We start from the raw sequence: 20,312 nt of genomic DNA, 5'->3' as shown, positions 1-20,312 counted from the left end.
AAGGAACGTGCAGGAAGGAAAATAAAGAACCAGGGCTTGGGGCTTGGGGCAGAAAGACTCGCAAGCTCGGAGCAATCGAAGGGATGAAGGATGAGGGATGAGGGATGAGGGATGAAATAAAACCAGTTCTTCATCCCACTTTCTTCAGCCCACTTTCTTCAGCCCGTTGTCTTCCACCCGAAGGTTTCAGCCCCATAAGCGCCAGGATAAGGAAATGTGGGCCTGTTTGAGACAAGGAGCTAGGAGAGACAAAGAGACAAGGAGATCCTCCGACCGACGTTGGGAGCGGGAGAATATTTTTTCTCCTTGTCCCCCTTGTCCCCTTGTCCCCTGTCCAGATTGGGCTCTGTTCCCTTATCCTGCCGCTTATGGCCCTCAGCCCTCAGCCCTCAGCCCTGGGTTTTAGTCTTCAATCTGGGCTTTTTGCAGGACACCGCTGAAGTCAACGTAAATGGACTTCCATTCGGTGTACACATCAAACGCTTCCAGACCGCCTTCGCGGTGACCATTGCCCGTGCCCTTGGTACCGCCAAATGGCAGGTGGACTTCAGCACCAATCGTTGGGGCATTCACATAACAAATGCCCGTTTCCAGATCGCGCAGGGCTGAAAATGCACGGTTGACATCACCAGTGTAGATTGAGGATGACAATCCATACTCAACTCCGTTGGCAATCTCAATGGCATGGTCAAAGCTGTCGCAGGGAATAATGGTCGTGACCGGACCAAAAATTTCTTCCTGGGCAATCGTGGCTTTGGCATCAACCTCGCCAAACACCGTCGGAGCGATGAAATATCCGTACTGCAAATCGCCTTCGGTCAGGCGTTCGCCACCGCACAGGAGTTTGGCTTTGTCTTTGGTTTTGCCAGTTTCGATATATCCGAGCACCTTCTCCATTTGCTTCTGGTTGATAACGGGTCCCATTTCACTGCGGTCATCAAGTCCTGGGCCAACTCGCAACGCTTTGACACGCTCAACCAGCGCGGCGGAAAACTTTTTGACAACTTTCTTGTGGACAATCAGCCGTGATGAAGCGGTGCAGCGTTGACCTGATGTTCCAAACGCGCCCCAGAGTGCCCCATCAACCGCCAGGTCCAGATTGGCGTCATCCATCACGATGATGGCATTTTTGCCACCCATTTCGAGGCTGCAGCGTTTGCCATTGGCGGCAGCTTGCGTGGAAATCACCCGACCAGTCTGGGTTGAGCCAGTAAACGAGATAACTCGAATCGTGGGATGATTGACCAGTGGATTACCAGCCGTGGCTCCATATCCGGTCACCATATTGACCACACCCGGTGGAAGGCCAACTTCTTCAAACGCCTTCATGAAATTGACGACTGAAAGCGGTGTATCTTCAGCCGGTTTGATCACGGCAGTGTTGCCGCACAACAATGCTGGCAGGAGTTTCCACGACGGAATTGCAATCGGGAAATTCCACGGGGTAATCATGCCGCACACCCCAACCGAATCGCGCACCGACATGGCAAATTTATTGCGCAGTTCCGAAGGAGAGGTATGACCATACAGCCGACGGCCTTCGCCAGCCACAAAGTACGCCATATCAATGGCTTCCTGAGTATCCCCACGGGTTTCCTTCAGAATTTTGCCCATTTCGCGGGTCATATCGCGGGAAATTTCTTCCTTGCGACGAACCAAAATATCAGCCACCCGGAAAATCATTTCGGCGCGTTTGGGGGCTGGGACCAACCGCCATGATTTGTAGGCGTCGCGAGCGGCATCAACCGCGCGATTGACGTCTTCGACCGTCGAATTCGGAAATACACCAACCACATCGCGGGTATCCGCCGGGTTGCGGTTTTCAAATGTCTCGCCATTGGTGGCGGGCACCCATTGACCACCGATAAAGTTTTTGTATTCCGCAGGTCCAGTTTGCGAAGTCTTTGCGGTCGTGGATTTTGCAGTTTTGCTGGTTTCAGCTTTGGCTTTCGCCATGGCACTCCTCCTGAGTATGAAAACTTATGAAGATTTCGAGATGAAAATGAAGAAAATTAGAGACCGGCCACTATAGTGAATTTTTTGAAATTTCGCGACATGAATGAGGAAGAATGAAGAATGCGCCTGGTTCCCAGTTTCTGACTCCTGGTCGAACAGATTGATTTTTTTAAACTTCAGCCCGTCTTCTTCAGCCCCAAGCTGGCGAGTCTTCAGCCCGCCTTCTTCAGACCGTCTTCTTCAGCCCCGAGCTGGCGAGTCTTCAGCCCTATTTTGCAGTGGCTCGCTGAATTTTATGACAACCTAAACAGGAAAATTTTTCGTCACGCCATTTTTGGGGATGGCGGATGGTTAGACGAGCAGAAGGCGGCTGCCCTTTTTCAGGGTCGTGGCAGACAAGACATTCCACACGCGTGGTTTGCGATGTCAGGCTTTGGTGCGCCGGAATTGGCGGAACCGCCGGTGGATGAGGTCCAAAATACGAAAGTGCGGCCAGGATGAAAACCACTGCCACCACAATTCCGACAAATATCCAATCTTGCTTTCGAAAGGCCATGTTGTTTGTGTGTCTGAAATCTGAAGAGAATAGGAAATGCGCAGGAAAGTACCAGAAAAAGCAGTCTGAAGCCAAGAACAGCACCTCTGGTTGAGAAATGAGGAACACCAAACCTGAAGAATGCCGAAAACAAACCAGGGGAACTTCCTTTTCTTCATTCTTTATTCTTCATTCTCCAGGGTCTTCGGAGGGACAGTTGACAACTCCCAAGCCCCAAGCCCACTATATTGATTCAGGTTATTTCATAAAACAATTCGCTCACTTGTTGACTCCCTTCTCGCCTGGTGCTTATTTGGCTCGCAGGTTTAGAACTCAATTCCCAACCCCGACTGTTCAGATGCAAAACCCCATTTTTCCCGAGCGAGAGGTTTGAGTTTGAATCTTCCCAATACACTCACGCTGTCACGCATTTTTATCGTTCCGGTGCTGGTGGTGATCTTGATGACCGAGATCTCTGAGTACTGGTTCGGCATCCCCCGCCAGATTCCAGCGGTTATTTTATTTGTGGCGGCTTCGATTACCGATTTGCTTGATGGGTATCTCGCCCGCCGCCGTGGCGAAGTGACAACCCTCGGAACCTTGCTTGACCCCATTGCGGATAAACTCCTGATTTCAGCCGCTTTAATTTCTTTAGTCGAAAACAAACTCGCGCCAGGGTGGGCTGTCGTGATTATCATTGGACGTGAGTTTGCCGTCTCGGGACTGCGCACGATTGCCTCACAACAAGGATTAGCCATCGGAGCTTCCAAAATGGGGAAGTTCAAAATGATGTCCCAGGTGGTGGCCATTACGCTGCTGATGCTGGGCAGTCAGAATGGTGGGCCGCCTCAACTGGATGAACCAACATCAAGATTCGCCGTGATGAAAGCCTTGAACATCCTGCTGGAATGGGATTTTAGCGGCAATCATTTGCAGGTTCTGGCTTTTGGGCTGGGGCGGGCGGTGATGTGGACCGTGGTCGTGTCGTCACTATGGTCCATGTATAACTATTTTAAAGACTTCTATGGTGGGGTGCGCGACCAGATCGAAGTCAGGAAATTCCCACCTATCCGCGAAACACTCGCCGCCAAATTCCGGCGACGTGGGCGACTGTCGCGGCGGCCTCCCCCCAATCGTCCAGATCCTCCGCATCGCTCCCTGCCCTTTGAACCCAAACAGCAGAAGTAGCCAAGGAGTTCAGCGTTGCGTCTCAGGCGGGTTCTCTTAACCCATAAACTCTTTGTCTTTCACTATTTCGCTATTCCACTCCTCGCCGCTCACTCTTTCACCTACCGCTACTAATTTGTTGGAGAACACCAAGCTCAGATGGGCTGATGAGCAAGTTGTCCAGGATGATCGAGGATTTTTCCCAGGTCTGCCCCCGATTATCAACGGTGAAAATAACCTCGTTGACCTTCAACACATTGAGTTGAGAACAGTGTTCACATCGAAACACATCAAACCGGACCCAGCTTACATCATCGCCCCGGCGTCTGGGTGCGGCTCTCAAAAATGCGTAATCTTTTGCCCGCACTCGGGATAGCAACTCTGGATTTCCCAATCCGCTCAGTTCCAATACCGCCGGGTCACGCAATGACCATGTCAGACAGGTCTCACAAAACGGAACCCCGTCAATGACCTTGACCCCGTTCACAAAAATAAAACCAAGGATGATCAAAGCCTCAATAGCCCATACTACCCACAGAACCACTCCTGAAACCTCAGTGCCTTTCAATGACCAGACACCAGTGGTATTGAGTGACCGCATAATATCCCACACCACCCAGGGCTGAAGTGCCACTGCCCAAAATGAAACCATTTCCCCTTCCCGATCCAGCAAACCATATATCCACATCACCCAGGCGCTATAAAGTGTTATGAGTGACACGGCGCCAATGAGGCTGTAAGCAACCTTCATATTTCGGATCTTGCCCAGGCTGAGGGCATAAGCCGTTGCCCATCCAACCCCAAAGCCAAGGCCCACGGTTCCGAGAATTCGCACGTAAATGAAGGGGACAAAAATAATGAAATAGGCATAAATCGCCGCCAGGACAAAACCAGCCGTCGCACCACCCATCAAGCTGAGTGCGACCCCAGAAAAGGAGGCTTTCCCGCTACTGTGGTAATACTGCTCACTCATGGCTGAAACTGGTAGAAAGAATGGTTGCCGGGGGCTGGCCACGGGCTCATCAGGCTCAGGTACTGGAACCGGTTCAAATGGAATTGTATTGAATGAAGCCCGGCAAAATACGCACACGTCGGCGCTTTCGGAGTTCATTCTGCCACAGGAAAAACAGGCTTTTTCAGACATAGCAATCAGGCGTACAGCAGGCGCATCCCTGGTTCCCATCTCACTATAAAGCTTGGCTATCAGTACGAAAATGAACGATTTCGCTCACCAAACGCGCTTTTCTTGAGGGTTACTCGTCATAGACGGCGCGCGCTGTACGGCTAAACCCTTTCTTCAGAATTGAAACACAGGTGAGGAACAGTGTTTCTTTACTGTACAATTTTGGTTTTGTCTATCTTTTATTTTTTGAAGGAAAAGAGTTTGAGTTGACCCTGGTTACACTCCTCGAAAGACTGGTGGCCGCTTTTCCTGAAATGCCCGGATGCCTTCGGCCAGGTCTTCAGACAAAATTGCTTCCAACGCCATCCGATTTTCAAAGCGAAATCCATCAGCCAGCGGCAAGGATTGGGTCTGGTTGAGCGCCTGTTTGGCCGCCCGAATCGCCAGCGGTGACATGTGGGCAATCCGGTGGGCGTACTCGACGGCGACGGGCATCAACTGATCTGCTGGCACCACCCGATTGACCAGTCCGATGCGAACCCCCTCATCACTGGTCACCGGCAATCCAGTCAGAATCATCTCCTTAGCTCTCGCCAACCCAATCAAGCACGGTAAGCGTTGTGTTCCACCCTTGTCCGGGATCACACCAACTGAAACTTCAGGCAGGCATAACTGAATGTTTTCAGCCGCGATTCGCACATCACAGCACATCGCCAGTTCCAATCCGGAGCCGTAGGCTAACCCATTGAGCGCCGCAATCGTCGGCATGGGCAGGTCCGCCAGCCGATTGAAGGTATCTCGCAACCAGTTCAGTTCGTCAGCAATTTGGGCACGCCGATCATGGTTGGCCTGACTCAGAAGGTCCCACACAATCGGATTATCTGGTGACAGATCCAGTCCAGCGCAAAAGGCACGATCACCAACCCCAGTGATAATGACCGCCCGGACTTCATCTCCGAGTTGTTCCAACTCACTCAGGCTTGCATCCAGGATTTTCCACATTTCCAGGTTGAGGGCATTGAGGACAGTTGGCCGATTCAGTTTGAGAACGGCAACCTTGTTTTCAATCTCAAGCAAAATCAATTCTTTCGCCATAAAAACACCCCAAACAACGACATCACGTTGGGAAGACAGGAACCGAAGCGCCAGGTGTGGAAGCAGTACAAAAAAGAGGGTTGCAAGTTATATGGGCCGGTGCCCAACTTGCAACCCCCTGAACCGATGGCTCAATGACAAGAGGACAGAGGGACAGAGGGACAAGGGCAAGGTGACTATCAAAGTAGAGACTTTTCAGTTTTTTGTGTAAATGGCTAAACTGGATTTTTAGCTCGTTTTTTAAGCTTAGATAAACTGTTTATATTCAATACTTAATGGCTAAAGAAAGAGCCGATCACCTGGTTTTTCCAGGTTAAATTGACTGGTTACAGAAAAATTTGGACAGTCCCTCACTCTGTCACCTTGTCACTCTATCACCTTGTCACCCTGTCACCCTGTCACCTTGTCACCCTGTCACTCTGTCCCCTTGTCCGCTTGTCCTCCTGTTCCCCTGTCCTCTTGTCATTTGTCATTTGGTCAAAATCTCAGCCTGGCCCCTATTGCAGTGGATACCCTGACGGGGACACCGGAGCAGTTTTGCTGCGATCCTGCAAAGTTTGGGCTTTGGCAATCAACCCTATCAATTCCTGGCGTTCCGCATTGTCAGAAGATGACGACTCACGGGCCAGTTGGGCAACGGTTTGAAGCGACCAGTTCCGAGCCAACTCACTGCCGCGCAACACTTCGGCAAAAGCAGCCACCGCGACGGCAAACCGAAAATCCTCTGATGTCTGAACAAACTGGGCTGGAATGCGTGAAGTGGCAAATTCGGCCAGAACTTCCTGAGAACTCTGGCCTTCCGGCTGTTTGTATCGCAGCCGAACCGTCGCCAGTTTTGGCGCTGGATTATTGGTCAATTCCAATTCATACAGAGCTGTCACGCGGTGACCCGCGCCGATTTCGCCACCATCAACCCGATCATTGCGAAAATCTTCGTCAGCGACATCACGGTTTTCATAGCCAATCAGGCGATATTGTGAAACGGCGGCTGGATTAAACTCGACCTGAACTTTTACATCCTTGGCAATGACCTGGAGTGTGCCGGTCAATTCATCCACAAATACCCGCCGGGCCTGATCAAAAGTATCAATGTAGAAGTAATTCCCATTTCCTTTGTCGGCAAACCGCTCCATCATCGTGTCTTTATAGTTCCCCATTCCAAACCCGATGGTGCTGACGGTAATTCCTTCTTTGACATAGCCTTCAATCGTTTTGAGGATTTCGTCAGGGCTGGTTCGGCCAACATTGGCGTCTCCGTCTGAGCAAATCACAATCCGGTTGATCATACCCGGACGATTGACCGAGGCCGCCTGACGATAGGCAAGGTCAATTCCAGACTCCATCGCGGTTGAACCACCAGCTTCCAACCGATCCAGCGCTGCCAGAATTTCATGGCGACGATCAATACCAGTCGGTGTCAGGACCGTGCTGGTGCCACCAGCATAGGTGGTGATGGCGACCGTATCACCCGGCTTCAGGTTTTCGACCAGTAATTTCAGGCTTTGCTTGAGCAATCCGATTTTGTCAGCCGATTGCATTGAGCCACTGGTATCAACCAGAAAGGTCAAATGAGCCGGGGGCCGATTGGTTACAGGAATCTCTTTGCCGTGAATCCCGACCCGCATCAGATGCCGGTTGGCCTGAAATGGCGAGGGTGCGGCTTCGAGTGTCACTGAAAAGGGATGGGTTGTGGCTGGTTGAGGATAATTATAATTGAAGTAGTTAATGAATTCTTCGACGCGCACTGCCGCTGGTGGTGGAAGCTGGCCTTCATTTAATTTTCGGCGGGTGATGGTGTACGAAGCGGTGTCAACATCAATGGCAAAGGTTGAGAGTGGGTCCTTTTTCGCCGAGATCATCTGGTTTACGCCATAGTCGCGGTAGTCTTCAGTGTTGGATTGATCAGCGTCAACCGGCATACTTGAGCCAGCTTCTTTGGCGGCAAACGGCGGCGGTGATGCCGGGACCCCATTGCCGGATGGCCGCTGAGCAGGCGCCGAGGTCACAGGTGATGTCGGGCGAGTCTTATCTTTACTTTCTTGAGAAGACGGCGCCCTTCCCATGTAACAACCTTGAGCAAAGAGTAACCCTGTCAAAAACAAGACCATGAGCAACGTACGGTTTGACTTTGGCATAAACGTGATGCACTCCGAAAATTTGATGTGGTGTATGGTGTTGATTGTCTCGACGGGTGCTGAAAGGTTCCCTGAAAAATGAAAAAGGGTGAATACCTGATGTGTCAGGCATTCACCCTTCAATGAGAGCTTGGGGCTTTGGACTTGGAAAGTATTGATTCTAAGTACCAGGCACCAGGCACCAGACATTCACAAGCTAGGCTACGGCTTTATTGCCACAGCAAGCGGAACCGGGCGTGCAGCATGGCGAACCAGGGAAGCAGCATCCACTGTCTGCATTTGCACTGGCCTGTTTTTTGGCCGCATCTGCTTTCTCAGCTTTGCAGCAGCCTGGTTTTTCCGTGGCGGTGCAGCATTCTTTCTTTGCAGCACAGCAGCCTTCAGCTTTGGCCTGCTCACCAGCTTTGCAGCAGCCAGCCTGTTGCGTCGCACAGCAGGCTTCCTTTTGCTTGCAGCAATCGGCTTTGGTGTTTTCCGCTGCCGCGGCACCTGGGATTGAATACAGCAAACCAGCCAGAACCAGACCAAATCCTAAAATGATCACATGAATGCTTTTCATACAAAGTCTCCTGAGATGTGGGTAAAAACCCGGATAAAGTTTGTTGTCAGACACACTGAGCCTCACAGACCCAGTCATACAAAGGCAAAAGTGCTTGATCAACAAAGATTTAAATCAGGAAGACACAGCATTTCAGGTAGGTATGTCCCCGGTTTGGCAGGTAGACTTGAGGGGCAGGTGCAAATGCTGTCAGGGAAAGAGTAAAAACGGATGGAGCTTTTTTGGCAGGTAGCTGGGCAACCGGGGTATCAGAGGGCCGGGAAGCTGGAAGGAGTTCGATTTTTCCTTCACAGGCGCACCATTCGCAGTTGCTTTGATTGGTATCAATAGCCACCAGCGATTCGACTGTACCAGGGTCCTCTTGATCATCGTCAGCCGATTCTTCAGATGAGGCGCAACAGCCACCACCTGAAGCCGAACAATGCGACGCTGGTGACTCAGCCTGTGAATGACACGATTCCGGTTCGGTGTTGTCACCACTAACGACGATTTCGGTCTCAGCCTGACACGACTGACCTGAAAGTTCGGAACAGCCCTGATTCCAGCAACACATCAAGCACAACAAACACCCGACACCGCTCAGCCAGAGGGCTAATCCGGCAGCGATTACAGAGGACGTTAATTTGTGATGTGAAGTGAAAAAGAGAGGCATAGAAAGGTAGTTTACGCTTCGGTAAAGTGGTCTGTCCAGATGCTTTTTTGAAAAGTGCAACACTTTGGTTGAACTTCGCTTCGGGGTGGCTGATACGGGAGGGACTTTCCAGCTTGTTCCCCAAATGTGCTATGCTCAACAGGTTCAAAACATTTTGATTGTCCACGCCTTTCCAGACTGAAGGTAAGGCGTCATCTTCAACCTTAAATTTTCATTCTGATACTGAAAGCGAATGGCGCTCAAACCTCAAATTTCACATGTTCATCCACAGGTTGGAATTCCTGGCGGCGAAGTTATTGTAACCTGTCAGGATTTCGATACCTCAAATTTCACCCAATGTCAGGCTTTTATTGGCTCGACCCGGGCTCGAATCATCAGTGCTTCAACCACACGGGTGGTGATTGGCATTCCTGAAATCAGCGCCGACGATGACCTCTCAGCCGGAATTCGGTTAAAAGCCAATCACCAGGAAAGCAATGTAGCGGCCTTTCATGTTGGGGCATTACTGGCCAGTGACCTGCATCCGGTTGCCAATCCGGCGTTTGACCCAGATAGCGGCAATATCTACACCACGTTGTCGGGTGCGCGGGGGAAAAAAGTCGAAGTCTCGGTATGGAAGATTTCTTCAAGCGGAAAAGTCTCGAAATTCCTCTCAGATATTATCAATCCGACCGGTCTGGCTTTTGACCAGGAAGGAACGCTCTACATTTCCAGTCGCTATGACGGGAATGTCTACCGCGTGTCTCCCTTTAGTGAATCGGAAGCCTTTGTTCGAGATTTAGGCGTTGCCACTGGAATCATTTTTAACCGCAAAGGTGAATTATTTGTTGGTGATCGCCAGGGCATTGTCTATCGCATTGATGAACTGGGTAAAGCACATAAATTTGCAATGTTAGAGCCCAGCGTTGCCGCCTATCATTTGGCCTTCAGTCCAAACGGCAACCTGTATGTCACCGGCCCCACCACTGGCGGAAGTCGCGAAGTCATTTCCGAGATTACACTTGAGGGTGAGGTCAAACCGTTTCACATTGGCCTTGGACGTCCACAGGGGCTGGCGTTTGACACAGATGGGAATCTGTATGTCGCGGCAAGTCTTGATGGTCTGCGAGGCATCTTCAAAATCCCAGCCGCCGGAGGTTCTCCTGAACGGGTACTGGCTGGAAATAATCTGGTCGGGCTGGCCTTTGATGACCAGGGAAATGCTCTTTTGACCACCACGGGTGAAGTGTATCGTGCCCCGCTCGGCGTGAAAGGCTATATGCCCTGGCTGGATGAAAGTGACTCAATGACAAGGTGACAGAATGACCAGGTGACAAGGTGACAAGATGACAGGGTGACAAAGTGACAAGGTGACAGAATTCCTCATATTTTCGAAAAACCCGGAACCCGGAACCCGGAACCCGGAACCCGGAACCCGGAACCCGGAACCCGGAACCCAGAACCCAGAACCCAGAACCTAGAACCCGGAACCCGGAACATACTCACGCCGACTGGATCAAGAAATACTCCCAGTCGGTTTCTCAAGAAAGAGGTACGTTGTGAATCTTGGTGAAGCTGCCATTGCTTTTGTGGTGTTTTTGTTCTCGCTCACCATTCACGAGGCGGCACACGCCTGGACATCTGAAAAATTTGGCGATGACACAGGGCGGTGGATGGGCCGGGTTTCACTCAATCCAGCCGTCCACATTGATCTGTTTGGAACCATTCTTTTCCCTTTAATGACGTTGTTGACGGCTGGAACGATCTATTTTGGTTGGGCCAAGCCAGTCCCAGTCAATCCATCACGCTGGAGAGACCACTTTTGGGGAAACATTGCGGTTTCAGGAGCTGGACCAGCGAGCAATTTAATCCTGGCTTTTATCGCTGGCGCACTGTTTAAAATCTTGTTGATGACTGGACTCTGGACCAATCTGGCCGGTGCTGGATTACAGGAGCCAATCGGATTTCTGCTGCGATTTATGATTATGCTCAATATTGGTCTGGCAGTATTTAATATGATTCCAATTCCACCTTTGGATGGAAGCCATATTCTCTCCAGCCTGTTGAGTGTGATTTCACCAACACTGATGGATGCCTATGAAGGTCTGCGCGAATATGGGTTCGTCATTTTGCTGATCGGGATTGTCACTGGCCTTCTGAACATGATTTGTGCTCCGGTATTCAAAATCGTGACGCTTGGATTGGTCTTTCTCCTCGGTTTGTAAAGGTAGCCTCAGCAACTATGGAAACACCAAAACCTGTTGAATCCAAACGACCAATTGATCTGGAAGCTGCTTTTATCAAGGAGAATTCGGAATACGATTACAAAATCAAACTGGCCACGTTTGAGGGTCCGCTTGATTTGTTGCTCTACCTGATTAAACGGGATGAAATTGATATTTATGACATCCCGATAGCTCGCATCGCGAAAGAATACCTGATTTATATTCAAGAATTGCAAGAACTTGATATTGATCTGGCTGGCGAGTTTGTAGTGATGGCCGCGACCTTGATTCAAATCAAATCGCAAATGCTCTTACCCAAAGCACCGGCTTCAAGCATTGAAGCCGGTGACGAAACCGAAGACCCCCGCTCAGAACTGGTTCGCCGGTTGCTTGAACACCAAAAATACAAAACGGCTGCCCATATGCTCTGGTCACGGGCCGAAGTCGAACAGGCAGTATTTACTCGACCCATTCCGGAAGACGAACTCGACAGCGAAGTGGTCGCCACCGTCTTCGATTTATTGGAAACGTTTCGCCGCGTCGTGGAACGCCGCCGCGAAAAAGTCGAAATTGAAATTGCCCGGGATGAAGTCACTCAGGCCCAAAAACTGATTGAATTGCGTTCCCTGCTTTCCAAACAGAAAGCCATCAATGTTCGCTCCCTGTTTGAAGCTTCACGCTCAAAACGTGAAATGATTTGTATCCTGCTGGCCCTGCTGGAGTTAGTCAAAGAGTACTCATTGTTGATCGTGCAGGAAAAAACCTTTGGCGACATCCTTGTCAAACGACAATCGAACAGATAGTCAGTAGAATTTAGTCAGTAGTCAGTAGATAAAACCTGGATAGTTAAGTTTGTCGAATTCTTAAGAAGAATTGTTCCTAAATGACTCGAATAGAACCAAATACATTTGACACCAATCCCAGAATCCCAACACTTGACTACTGATGCGAATTAAGAGTTGAAAAAAGAACGGATTTGAGCCCAGGAACTGGGCGGAAGGCATGTAGCCCAGGGTTTTAACCCTGGGAAAATTTGCCTCCTTACCCGCCCCCGCCCGGCCAGCCGCCGTAGGCGGCGGCTGGCCGGGCGGGGGAAAGGTGGGGAATGACCAGATTCCCAGGGCTCGAAGACTCGCCCTGGGCTACAAGCCGGCGCCCAGTTCCAGGGCTGAGCACCAAAACGGCTTCAACTCTTAACTGGCACTACTGACTACTGACTACTGACTACTTTATGCACTTTGACGAATTAAAATCTGTAATTGAGGCGTTGATTTTTGTTTCAGACGAGCCAATCACCCTCAAACAACTCATTGAATTGATTGACGAGGCCAGCCCGGCAGATATCGAAGTCGCCCTTCAACATCTGGAATCGGACTATCGCGAACGCCGCTCTGGTCTTGAACTCCGGGAAATTGCTGGTGGTTGGCGGTTGTCCAGCCGTCCAGAGTTTCATGAATATTTGCGGCGGTATGCCAAATCCAAACCTTCATCGCGGCTTTCGCTGGCGGCGTTGGAAACACTGGCGGTCATTGCCTATAAACAACCCGTCACGATTCCCGAAATTCTGGAGATTCGTGGGGTTTCGTCATCTTCCGCCATCAAGACGCTGCTGGATCGCAAGTTGATCGTTCCCAAAGGTCGCAAGGAATGCGTAGGCCGGCCAATGATGTATGGCACCTCAAAAGATTTTCTGCTTCAGTTTGGACTCAAAGATTTGACGGGACTGCCCAATATTGAAGACCTTGAAGATTTGTCGGCTACGACCTAAATCCCTGGGCGCAGTTCACAACAGCGACGCCCCTACTTCTTGATTTTTTTGTACTTATGCTCGAACGACTTCAAAAAATTATTGCCAATGCCGGCCTTGCCTCACGGCGCAAAGCTGAAGAACTCATCCAGGAAGGATTGGTTACCATTAATGGCCAGGTGGTGACCGAACTCGGCACCAAAGCCGATCCGACCCAGGACCATATCAAAGTCAACGGAAAACTGATCAACCCGCTGCTTGAAAACTCCGCCAAAGTGTACCTTTTGCTGAATAAACCCAAAGGGTACCTCTCCAGCCTTTCAGACCCTCAAAACCGACCGCTGGTGACAGAATTTATTCCAACCGGAATGCCTCGGGTGTATCCGGTTGGACGGCTTGATTTCAACACGGAAGGGCTCTTGATCCTGACCAATGATGGCGACCTCACCAATCTGATTACCAAAGCCGGCAGTCACTGCCCGAAGGTCTATCACGTCAAGGTCAAGGGAAGCCCGACCCAGGAACAACTTGGGCGAATTTTGCGCGGAATGATGATTGAAGGCGAACTGTATAAAATCGCCAAGCTGGGCAAACTGGAAATCACCGACGCGGCCAATACCTGGTTTGAACTGACCCTGCACGAAGGGAAAAATAACCAGATTCGCAAAATGTTTGACGAAATCGGGCATTCCGTCGTCAAGCTTCGCCGGGTTGCAATTGGTCATTTGACCGATGAAAAGCTTCCAATCGGAATGGTTCGCGAACTGACTCAAAAGGAAGTCGAACGATTTTTCCAGAAAGCCAGAAAGACCGCCCGCCAAAAAGCTACTGGGAAGGCACCGGTTGAAACCGCCCCGATCACTGTCGAAGACCTCACGGCCCGTCCCCAAAAACTTGGAAAACCCAAACCGCAGGGAGTCGCCAAATTTAAACAGAAAAAACGACTCACTCACACGATTGGGAAAGATCCCGCCAGCAAATATGGAAAGCGCCCAAATGCCCAAAAGCGAAGTATCAAACGTGATGGGGTGAAGGGGCAGAATAGTGATATCAGTCAGTAGTCAGTAGTCAGTAGTTCGCTAAATTTATTTGGTTGAATCACTTGACTGTTTTCCAGCACAAACGTTTCATTGCAAATTGATATGAACTGGTGAAATAGCAAGCTTTACCCTTCGCTCATTGCTGTCAACAATGAAACTCTGTTCAGGTGGTTTTTCTACTTCGCAATTTCGCTATTCACTATTTGCTCTACTGACGAGTTTGCCAAAATAACCAAAATCTATGACCACACACACTATCCTTGATGAATTGACCTGGCGCGGTCAGGTCCATGATTTTACCCCTGGCCTGGTGGAGGCACTCGCCAAAGATTCATTGACGCTTTATGCCGGGTTTGACCCGACGGCGGATAGCCTGCACGTCGGCAGCCTGGTGCCGATTATGGGGCTGGTTCGATTTCAACGAGCCGGGCATAAACCAATTGCTCTGGCTGGCGGAGGAACGGGCCTGATCGGCGACCCAAGCGGGAAATCCGCCGAACGTCAGCTTCTCACGCTTGAACAGGTCAATGCCAATGCAGAAGGTATCAAACGGATTCTGGAACGATATCTTGACTTTTCAGGCACTTATGCCGCCCAACTGGTCAACAATGTTGACTGGCTCAAGGAAATTTCGATTCTGGAATTTTTACGTGAAGTCGGTAAACACTTTACGATCAATGCCATGATGGGCAAAGAGTCAGTTCAGCGGCGAATTGAAACCGGCATTTCCTACACGGAATTCAGCTATCAATTGCTCCAGGCACGTGACTATCTTGAACTCTTTGATCAGTATGGCTGCTCGCTCCAGATTGGCGGCAGCGATCAATGGGGCAATATCACTGCCGGAATTGACTTAATTCGCCGAATGCGCTCGCAGCCAGCCTATGGCGTCACATTCCCGCTGGTAACCAAAGCTGACGGCACCAAGTTTGGGAAAACTGAGCAGGGCAATGTATGGCTGACCGAAGACCGGACTTCGGCCTATGAGTTTTATCAATTCTGGTTTAACACTAATGACCAGGATGTGGTCCGGTACCTGAAATGCTTCACCTTCCTCGGTCAGGAAGAAATTGCCGCCCTGGAACACGAACTTCAAGCGCATCCTGACCAGCGAACCGCCCAAAAGAAACTGGCGGCTGAATTGACGGCGTTTATTCACGGTCCGACAGCCCTGGAACAGGCCCTGCAGGCATCCCGGATTTTGTTTGGCGAAGCCATTACTGATATCAGTGAATCAACCTTGCTCACCATCTTTCAAGACACACCGTCGTCTGACATCTCAGCCTCGTTGTTTGCCGATGGCGAAGCGAGCATTGTTGACCTGGTGGTGGCGGCAGGTCTGGCACCGTCAAAAGGCGAAGCCCGACGAACGATCCAGGGAGGCGGGATTTATTTCAACAACGTTCGTGTTGCAGCACCACAGGAACGCATTTCGCGAGAGCGTTTTGTGAGTGGTCGCTACGGAGTACTTCGCAAAGGGGTCAAAAATTATCATCTGGTGCGGATCGAGGTCGAATAATTCTCATTCCATTTCGGGTTTCAGGTTTGCGTTCCCAAACCTGAAACCCAGAGCAAAGAGATCATCGTTTGGGAACCACACCTGTTTTTTCAGCAAGCTAAAAACCAGACGCAAATTCCAGTGTTGTTCAATCCAGGACTTGCACAATTCAACCTGCTCGTTATGATTGAGCGGAGCCTCCCGCTCAGTGATTTTTCAGCGTTACGGGTGACCCCACGCTATGCGCATTCAGAGCAAAACCAAGGTTCGATCTACCGCCGAACTCACTTTGGCATCACCTGAAATCCTCAAACTGGCTCAAGCTGAGCTGGCTCGTCACCGCACCTTCCGGATGCGCCTGAGTGGCAACACCATGCGACCCACGATCCACAATGGTGATTGGATTACAATTGAACCCATCAAACCTGGCACGCTCAAAGCTGGCGATATTGTGCTCCTGGTAACCAGTAGTGAAACCGCCATGATTCACCGATTAATCCGGCTCGATTTCACCAAAGACCCACCGTATGTTTTGACGCGTGGTGATTCAACCGAGTACTTTGATGTTCCGGTTCCACTCTCACATGTCCTTGGACGCATCAGCCATATTGAGCATAACGGCCAGAAAACGGATTTGACGACATTCTGGCAACGAGTTCGCACGCGATTGTTGGGTTTAAAAATGCGCTGGCAACTCCGTCGGACGGTTTTTTCAACTCCCAAATAGCCCAACACCACATCTCTTCCACATTTGAGCTGGTCAGAAAACATCCAGATTCCCACAAGTCACATTTCGCCGCCTGCAACAAAGTCGCTTACTGTAACTTATTCGTTACAAGCCGGTTTTGGTTGCTTTCTCTCGCTTTGAGCCGCAATATATCCATAGATCATCGTTGCACGCATCATGCACAGTTACCCTTTTTATCCAATTGAAACCATACACGAGGAATTGGGCAGACAGACATCGTGGCTGCCTTAAGTCGAGCAGTCTTTGCAGATTCATTTGCCTGATTTATCGTTCCGAATTTATTTGAGGAGAAATTTTTATGGTAAGTCCTAAGGTATCAGCCCGAAAACTGAAAATTGTGGGCGCGCCGATGGACCTCGGAGCAGACCGACGCGGGGTTGATATGGGCCCCTCGGTTGTGCGCATTGCAGGACTCAGCGCCAAACTCCAGGAAATGGGGTATGAAGTTGAAGATATTGGAAATGTTCCAGTTGACCTGGCGGAAACACTCACAGTCGGTGAAACCGACCGGCGTCATAAATATCTGGCTCAGGTCGTCAAATCATCCGAAATTCTGGCCGAACGGGTCGAATGGATTTTAGAACAGGAAGCCTTGCCAATCATCCTGGGAGGCGATCATTCAATTGCGATTGGAAGCGTGGCGGGAATTTCCGCTTATTACCGTCGTCGAAATCAACGGATTGGGATCATCTGGATTGATGCCCATGCCGATGTCAACACGCCTGATACTTCGCCCTCCGGCAATATTCATGGAATGCCGCTTGCGGCTCTGTTAGGTGTTGGTCCAAAGGAATTGACCGACATCGGCGGATTTTGTCCAAAGGTTCGACCGGAAGACACCGTGATCGTTGGTGTACGTCAAATTGACCAGGGTGAGCGTGATCTGGCTCGCAAGCTTGGACTCAAGGTCTATACCATGCGCGATATTGACGAAAAAGGCATGGCGCGGGTCATGGACGAAGCCATTGAACACGCATCTCGCTACACCATCGGGTTTCACGCCACGTTTGATATGGATTTTGTGGACCCAGAGCACGCGCCGGGCGTTGGTACCCCAGTACCGGGTGGCGGCACCTATCGCGAAAGTCATCTGGCCATGGAAAAGATTCACGATTCAGGCCGAATGCTTTCGGTTGAAATGGTGGAAATCAACGCCGTGCTCGACGAAGCCAACCGAACTGGCGAACTTGGCGCCCACTTGATTCTTTCCGCCCTTGGACTGAAAATCATGTAACTGCAGTTTGTAGTCAGTAGTCAGTAGTCAGTAGTTCGCTAACTCCATTTGATCAAATAGCTTGACTGTTTTCTAACAGAAAGAGATAAGTTCAAAATGAGATAATATCAGTCCAGCGTCAAGTCATGATTTTGAGCTGGTTTTCCTCACAAAAAACAAGGAGCAGGCTTCTTTACCCTGCTCCTTTGCGTTCAGTCGCCACAAACCGACTCAGTAAGTAATCAAAAAATCGCCTCCACCTCACTTCCCTCCCTCCTTTTCTGGGCAACCGTCACGACTTTACCTACTCCTACCTTATCCAATCTGTGTCCTGCCACAGAGAAAGGAAGTTCGTCACATGAGAACCGTCAAAGAGCTTTTAGGATCCAAACCAATGAATGTCTGGTCAATTACCCCAGAAGCCTCTGTCTTCCAGGCACTTGAACTCATGGCTGAAAAGGAAATCGGAGCGCTCGTCGTTCTGTCAGGGTCGAAACTGGTCGGCCTGCTTTCTGAACGGGACTATGCCCGAAAGGTGATCTTGAAAGGAAAAGCGTCAAAGGAGACTCGGGTCCGGGAAATTATGACCGACAAACTCATCACAATTCGACCAGAAACATCCATTGATGAATGTATGGCCTTGATGACCGACAAACGCATCCGTCACCTGCCAGTTTTGGAAGGTGAGAAGCTGGTGGGAATGATTTCAATTGGGGATGTGGTGAAAGCCATTATTTCTGAGCAGAAATTTATTATTCAACAACTCGAAAACTATATTACCGCCTGATGAGTGAGCAAATGACAAGATGACAAGGTGACCAGATGACAGCGTGATAGTCCTGAGTTTTCAGTCACCTTGTCATCTTGTCACCTTGTCATCCTTACCATTTCCCGGCTTTCATCATCTTCTTAATGCGACCCTTGATAATGTCGCGTTTGAGCGGGCCGACTCGATTGATAAAGAGTTCTCCGTCAAGGTGATCGGTTTCGTGCACTGCACAGCGGGCTTCAAGCTCCATCAAGTCAACGGTAAATTTCTTTCCGTCAACATCCTGGGCTGAAACCACCACTCGCACCGGGCGTTCCACTGCAAAATAGATTCCAGGAAAACTCAAGCAGCCTTCATCGCCTTTTTGTTTCCCTTCGTTTGAAAGAATCTCTGGATTGATAAACACAAACTGCCGGCTACGGTCTTTCGAACAATCCATCACAAACAACCGCTTCGAAACGCCGACCTGTGGAGCGGCCAGTCCAACTCCAGGCGCTTCATACATTGTCTCAAACATATTGGCGACCAGTTCTTTCAATTCTGCATTGAACTCAGTGACTGGCTCAGCTTTCTGCTGCAGGATTGGATCTCCAAATTTTACAATATTCAACTTCATAGTCTTCCTCTGAAATGAGTTCAACCGACCGATCAATAAGCGGCCACCTGGTCGGCATAGGTGTTAAAGTTTCGCTGCATCTCCTGGATTGAATCTCCGCCGAACTTCTCACGCATTGCCTCAGCCAGCACCAGCGCCACCATCGCTTCACCAATCACCCCAGCCGCGGGAACAGCCGTGATGTCAGAGCGTTCAAAAGCTGCTTCGACCTCGGCTTTGGTTTCGATATCAACACTTTTGAGTGGTTTTCGGAGTGTGGAAATCGGCTTTAAGTGACCCCGAACCCGCAATTCCTGGCCGTTGGTCATTCCGCCTTCAAGTCCACCAGCCCGGTTCGTAAGACGTGTGTACTGCTGAGTTTCGGAATTATATCCAATTTCATCGTGAATCTGCGAGCCGGGCAAGCGGGAGACTTCCACACCAACTCCAATTTCGACTGCCTTCACCGCCTGGATTGACATCAGCGCCTGGGCCAGTCGGGCATCCAGCCGGGTATCCCATCGGGTATGCGAGCCTAAACCAACCGGAAGGCCACGGACCACGACCTCAAAGGTGCCACCGAGGGTATCGCCACTCTGGCGTGCCTGATCAACGGCCAGGACCATTTGCCGCTCAAGATCAGTGTCTACACATCGCATGACCGTGTTGTCCTGAATGGCGGCAATTTGTTCCCAGGTGGCACTCGTCAGACGCTGATCTGACGGAATTCCACCCAGCACGGTAACGTGACTGATCAGTTCAATGCCAAACGGAGCGAGTACGGCTCTGGCCACCGCCCCGGCTGCCACCCGAGCCGCTGTTTCACGCGCACTTGACCGTTCCAAAATATTGCGTAAATCGCGGGTTGCATATTTCACACCGCCTGAAAGGTCGGCATGACCGGGACGTGGACGTTTCACCTGGCGTGATTTTTTGGTATCGCCCTCGATGGCGTCCCACTCAGGAATGGCGTCGGAGGCCATCACGGTCTGCCAGTTGGCAAAATCCCGATTGGGAATCAGCAAGGTGATCGGTGAGCCCAGCGCCTTGCCATGGCGAATGCCGGACAGAACTTCCACCGCGTCGGTTTCAATTTTCATGCGTCCGCCGCGGCCATACCCTTGCTGACGCCGCCAGAGCTGGTGGTTGATCTGGCTGGTCTCGATGGTTAACCCGGATGGGACTCCTTCGACAATGGTCACCAATGCCTTGCCGTGTGATTCGCCAGCCGTTGTGAATCGGAACATAGCACCTCGTTGTTTGATGAAAAAATAAA

Annotated in this window: 20 protein-coding genes; 10 read left to right on the top strand and 10 right to left on the bottom strand. The window is 50.5% G+C overall.

Translation table 11 applies throughout. The features are described 5' to 3' along the window. Positions 1–402: 402 nt before the first annotated feature. Both HY774_01550 and HY774_01545 read right to left on the bottom strand, forming a co-directional pair. Positions 403–1,956 (bottom strand): aldehyde dehydrogenase family protein, encoded by a 1,554-nt coding sequence (locus HY774_01550; protein ID MBI4747147.1) that lies wholly within the window; start codon positions 1,954–1,956, stop codon positions 403–405. Between the two features lie 268 nt (positions 1,957–2,224). Further along, positions 2,225–2,512: a hypothetical protein gene (locus HY774_01545; GenBank protein MBI4747146.1), complete on the bottom strand. Its 288-nt coding sequence runs from the start codon at positions 2,510–2,512 to the stop codon at positions 2,225–2,227. Between the two features lie 375 nt (positions 2,513–2,887). Here HY774_01545 and pgsA point away from each other — a divergent pair, with 375 nt between their 5' ends. Next, entirely contained in the window at positions 2,888–3,679 is a 792-nt protein-coding gene (pgsA, locus tag HY774_01540) for a CDP-diacylglycerol--glycerol-3-phosphate 3-phosphatidyltransferase (GenBank protein ID MBI4747145.1), read from the top strand. Positions 3,680–3,776: 97 nt separating this feature from the next. Here the strand turns inward: pgsA and HY774_01535 are convergent, their stop codons facing one another. The 5 genes from HY774_01535 to HY774_01515 form a co-directional block, all read right to left on the bottom strand. Next, complete coding sequence (locus HY774_01535) at positions 3,777–4,769, bottom strand: hypothetical protein (protein ID MBI4747144.1); 993 nt, start codon at positions 4,767–4,769, stop codon at positions 3,777–3,779. A gap of 288 nt (positions 4,770–5,057) precedes the next feature. Next, on the bottom strand, positions 5,058–5,876 hold the full coding sequence (locus HY774_01530; protein MBI4747143.1) for an enoyl-CoA hydratase/isomerase family protein: 819 nt from the start codon (positions 5,874–5,876) through the stop codon (positions 5,058–5,060). A gap of 497 nt (positions 5,877–6,373) precedes the next feature. Continuing rightward, positions 6,374–8,200, bottom strand: coding sequence for a VWA domain-containing protein (locus HY774_01525; GenBank protein ID MBI4747142.1), 1,827 nt, complete (start codon positions 8,198–8,200; stop codon positions 6,374–6,376). A gap of 7 nt (positions 8,201–8,207) precedes the next feature. Continuing rightward, the gene (locus HY774_01520) at positions 8,208–8,570 is read right to left on the bottom strand and encodes a hypothetical protein (protein ID MBI4747141.1); all 363 of its coding nucleotides are present in this window, start codon (positions 8,568–8,570) and stop codon (positions 8,208–8,210) included. 109 nt (positions 8,571–8,679) lie between these two features. Further along, a complete protein-coding gene (locus tag HY774_01515) occupies positions 8,680–9,222 on the bottom strand; it encodes a hypothetical protein (GenBank protein ID MBI4747140.1) in 543 nt (180 codons plus the stop codon). Positions 9,223–9,454: 232 nt separating this feature from the next. On the opposite strand from HY774_01515, the gene HY774_01510 reads away from it, so the two are divergent. From HY774_01510 to HY774_01500, 3 genes are all read left to right on the top strand, one after another. Further along, on the top strand, positions 9,455–10,519 hold the full coding sequence (locus HY774_01510; protein MBI4747139.1) for an SMP-30/gluconolactonase/LRE family protein: 1,065 nt from the start codon (positions 9,455–9,457) through the stop codon (positions 10,517–10,519). Between the two features lie 241 nt (positions 10,520–10,760). Beyond that, positions 10,761–11,426 (top strand): site-2 protease family protein, encoded by a 666-nt coding sequence (locus tag HY774_01505; GenBank protein MBI4747138.1) that lies wholly within the window; start codon positions 10,761–10,763, stop codon positions 11,424–11,426. A gap of 17 nt (positions 11,427–11,443) precedes the next feature. Then, the gene (locus HY774_01500; protein MBI4747137.1) at positions 11,444–12,229 is read left to right on the top strand and encodes a segregation/condensation protein A; all 786 of its coding nucleotides are present in this window, start codon (positions 11,444–11,446) and stop codon (positions 12,227–12,229) included. Between the two features lie 238 nt (positions 12,230–12,467). On the opposite strand, the gene HY774_01495 is transcribed toward HY774_01500, so the two are convergent. Next, a complete protein-coding gene (locus tag HY774_01495) occupies positions 12,468–12,605 on the bottom strand; it encodes a hypothetical protein (GenBank protein ID MBI4747136.1) in 138 nt (45 codons plus the stop codon). Between the two features lie 52 nt (positions 12,606–12,657). Between HY774_01495 and scpB the strand changes: the two genes are divergently transcribed. The 6 genes from scpB to HY774_01465 all read left to right on the top strand — a co-directional run bounded on the left by scpB (position 12,658) and on the right by HY774_01465 (position 18,459). Next, entirely contained in the window at positions 12,658–13,194 is a 537-nt protein-coding gene (gene scpB / locus HY774_01490; GenBank protein MBI4747135.1) for an SMC-Scp complex subunit ScpB, read from the top strand. A 56-nt stretch (positions 13,195–13,250) separates the two neighbouring features. Continuing rightward, on the top strand, positions 13,251–14,234 hold the full coding sequence (locus HY774_01485) for an rRNA pseudouridine synthase (protein MBI4747134.1): 984 nt from the start codon (positions 13,251–13,253) through the stop codon (positions 14,232–14,234). Positions 14,235–14,454: 220 nt separating this feature from the next. Then, positions 14,455–15,732, top strand: coding sequence for a tyrosine--tRNA ligase (locus HY774_01480; protein MBI4747133.1), 1,278 nt, complete (start codon positions 14,455–14,457; stop codon positions 15,730–15,732). Positions 15,733–15,952: 220 nt separating this feature from the next. Beyond that, positions 15,953–16,438 (top strand): S24/S26 family peptidase, encoded by a 486-nt coding sequence (locus tag HY774_01475; GenBank protein ID MBI4747132.1) that lies wholly within the window; start codon positions 15,953–15,955, stop codon positions 16,436–16,438. Between the two features lie 319 nt (positions 16,439–16,757). Next, entirely contained in the window at positions 16,758–17,693 is a 936-nt protein-coding gene (rocF, locus tag HY774_01470) for an arginase (GenBank protein MBI4747131.1), read from the top strand. Between the two features lie 337 nt (positions 17,694–18,030). After that, the gene (locus HY774_01465; GenBank protein ID MBI4747130.1) at positions 18,031–18,459 is read left to right on the top strand and encodes a CBS domain-containing protein; all 429 of its coding nucleotides are present in this window, start codon (positions 18,031–18,033) and stop codon (positions 18,457–18,459) included. A 94-nt stretch (positions 18,460–18,553) separates the two neighbouring features. Here HY774_01465 and def read toward each other — a convergent pair whose 3' ends face one another. Together def and aroC are read right to left on the bottom strand one after the other, a co-directional pair. Then, positions 18,554–19,057: a peptide deformylase gene (gene def / locus HY774_01460; GenBank protein ID MBI4747129.1), complete on the bottom strand. Its 504-nt coding sequence runs from the start codon at positions 19,055–19,057 to the stop codon at positions 18,554–18,556. 32 nt (positions 19,058–19,089) lie between these two features. Further along, a complete protein-coding gene (gene aroC / locus HY774_01455) occupies positions 19,090–20,283 on the bottom strand; it encodes a chorismate synthase (protein MBI4747128.1) in 1,194 nt (397 codons plus the stop codon). Between the last annotated feature and the right edge of the window lie 29 nt (positions 20,284–20,312).

This window comes from Acidobacteriota bacterium, assembly GCA_016208495.1.
Lineage (GTDB): Bacteria > Acidobacteriota > Blastocatellia > Chloracidobacteriales > Chloracidobacteriaceae > JACQXX01.
This window is presented reverse-complemented; position numbering and strand designations above follow the sequence as displayed.

Coding starts and splice junctions, on each gene's coding strand:
- HY774_01550 (MBI4747147.1), bottom strand. CDS start 1,956: ATGGCGAAAGCCAAAGCTGAAACCAGCAAAACTGCAAAATCCACGACC.
- HY774_01545 (MBI4747146.1), bottom strand. CDS start 2,512: ATGGCCTTTCGAAAGCAAGATTGGATATTTGTCGGAATTGTGGTGGCA.
- HY774_01535 (MBI4747144.1), bottom strand. CDS start 4,769: ATGAACTCCGAAAGCGCCGACGTGTGCGTATTTTGCCGGGCTTCATTC.
- HY774_01530 (MBI4747143.1), bottom strand. CDS start 5,876: ATGGCGAAAGAATTGATTTTGCTTGAGATTGAAAACAAGGTTGCCGTT.
- HY774_01525 (MBI4747142.1), bottom strand. CDS start 8,200: ATGTCTGGTGCCTGGTGCCTGGTACTTAGAATCAATACTTTCCAAGTC.
- HY774_01520 (MBI4747141.1), bottom strand. CDS start 8,570: ATGAAAAGCATTCATGTGATCATTTTAGGATTTGGTCTGGTTCTGGCT.
- HY774_01515 (MBI4747140.1), bottom strand. CDS start 9,222: ATGCCTCTCTTTTTCACTTCACATCACAAATTAACGTCCTCTGTAATC.
- HY774_01510 (MBI4747139.1), top strand. CDS start 9,455: ATGGCGCTCAAACCTCAAATTTCACATGTTCATCCACAGGTTGGAATT.
- HY774_01500 (MBI4747137.1), top strand. CDS start 11,444: ATGGAAACACCAAAACCTGTTGAATCCAAACGACCAATTGATCTGGAA.
- scpB (MBI4747135.1), top strand. CDS start 12,658: ATGCACTTTGACGAATTAAAATCTGTAATTGAGGCGTTGATTTTTGTT.
- HY774_01485 (MBI4747134.1), top strand. CDS start 13,251: ATGCTCGAACGACTTCAAAAAATTATTGCCAATGCCGGCCTTGCCTCA.
- HY774_01480 (MBI4747133.1), top strand. CDS start 14,455: ATGACCACACACACTATCCTTGATGAATTGACCTGGCGCGGTCAGGTC.
- HY774_01475 (MBI4747132.1), top strand. CDS start 15,953: ATGCGCATTCAGAGCAAAACCAAGGTTCGATCTACCGCCGAACTCACT.
- rocF (MBI4747131.1), top strand. CDS start 16,758: ATGGTAAGTCCTAAGGTATCAGCCCGAAAACTGAAAATTGTGGGCGCG.
- HY774_01465 (MBI4747130.1), top strand. CDS start 18,031: ATGAGAACCGTCAAAGAGCTTTTAGGATCCAAACCAATGAATGTCTGG.
- def (MBI4747129.1), bottom strand. CDS start 19,057: ATGAAGTTGAATATTGTAAAATTTGGAGATCCAATCCTGCAGCAGAAA.
- aroC (MBI4747128.1), bottom strand. CDS start 20,283: ATGTTCCGATTCACAACGGCTGGCGAATCACACGGCAAGGCATTGGTG.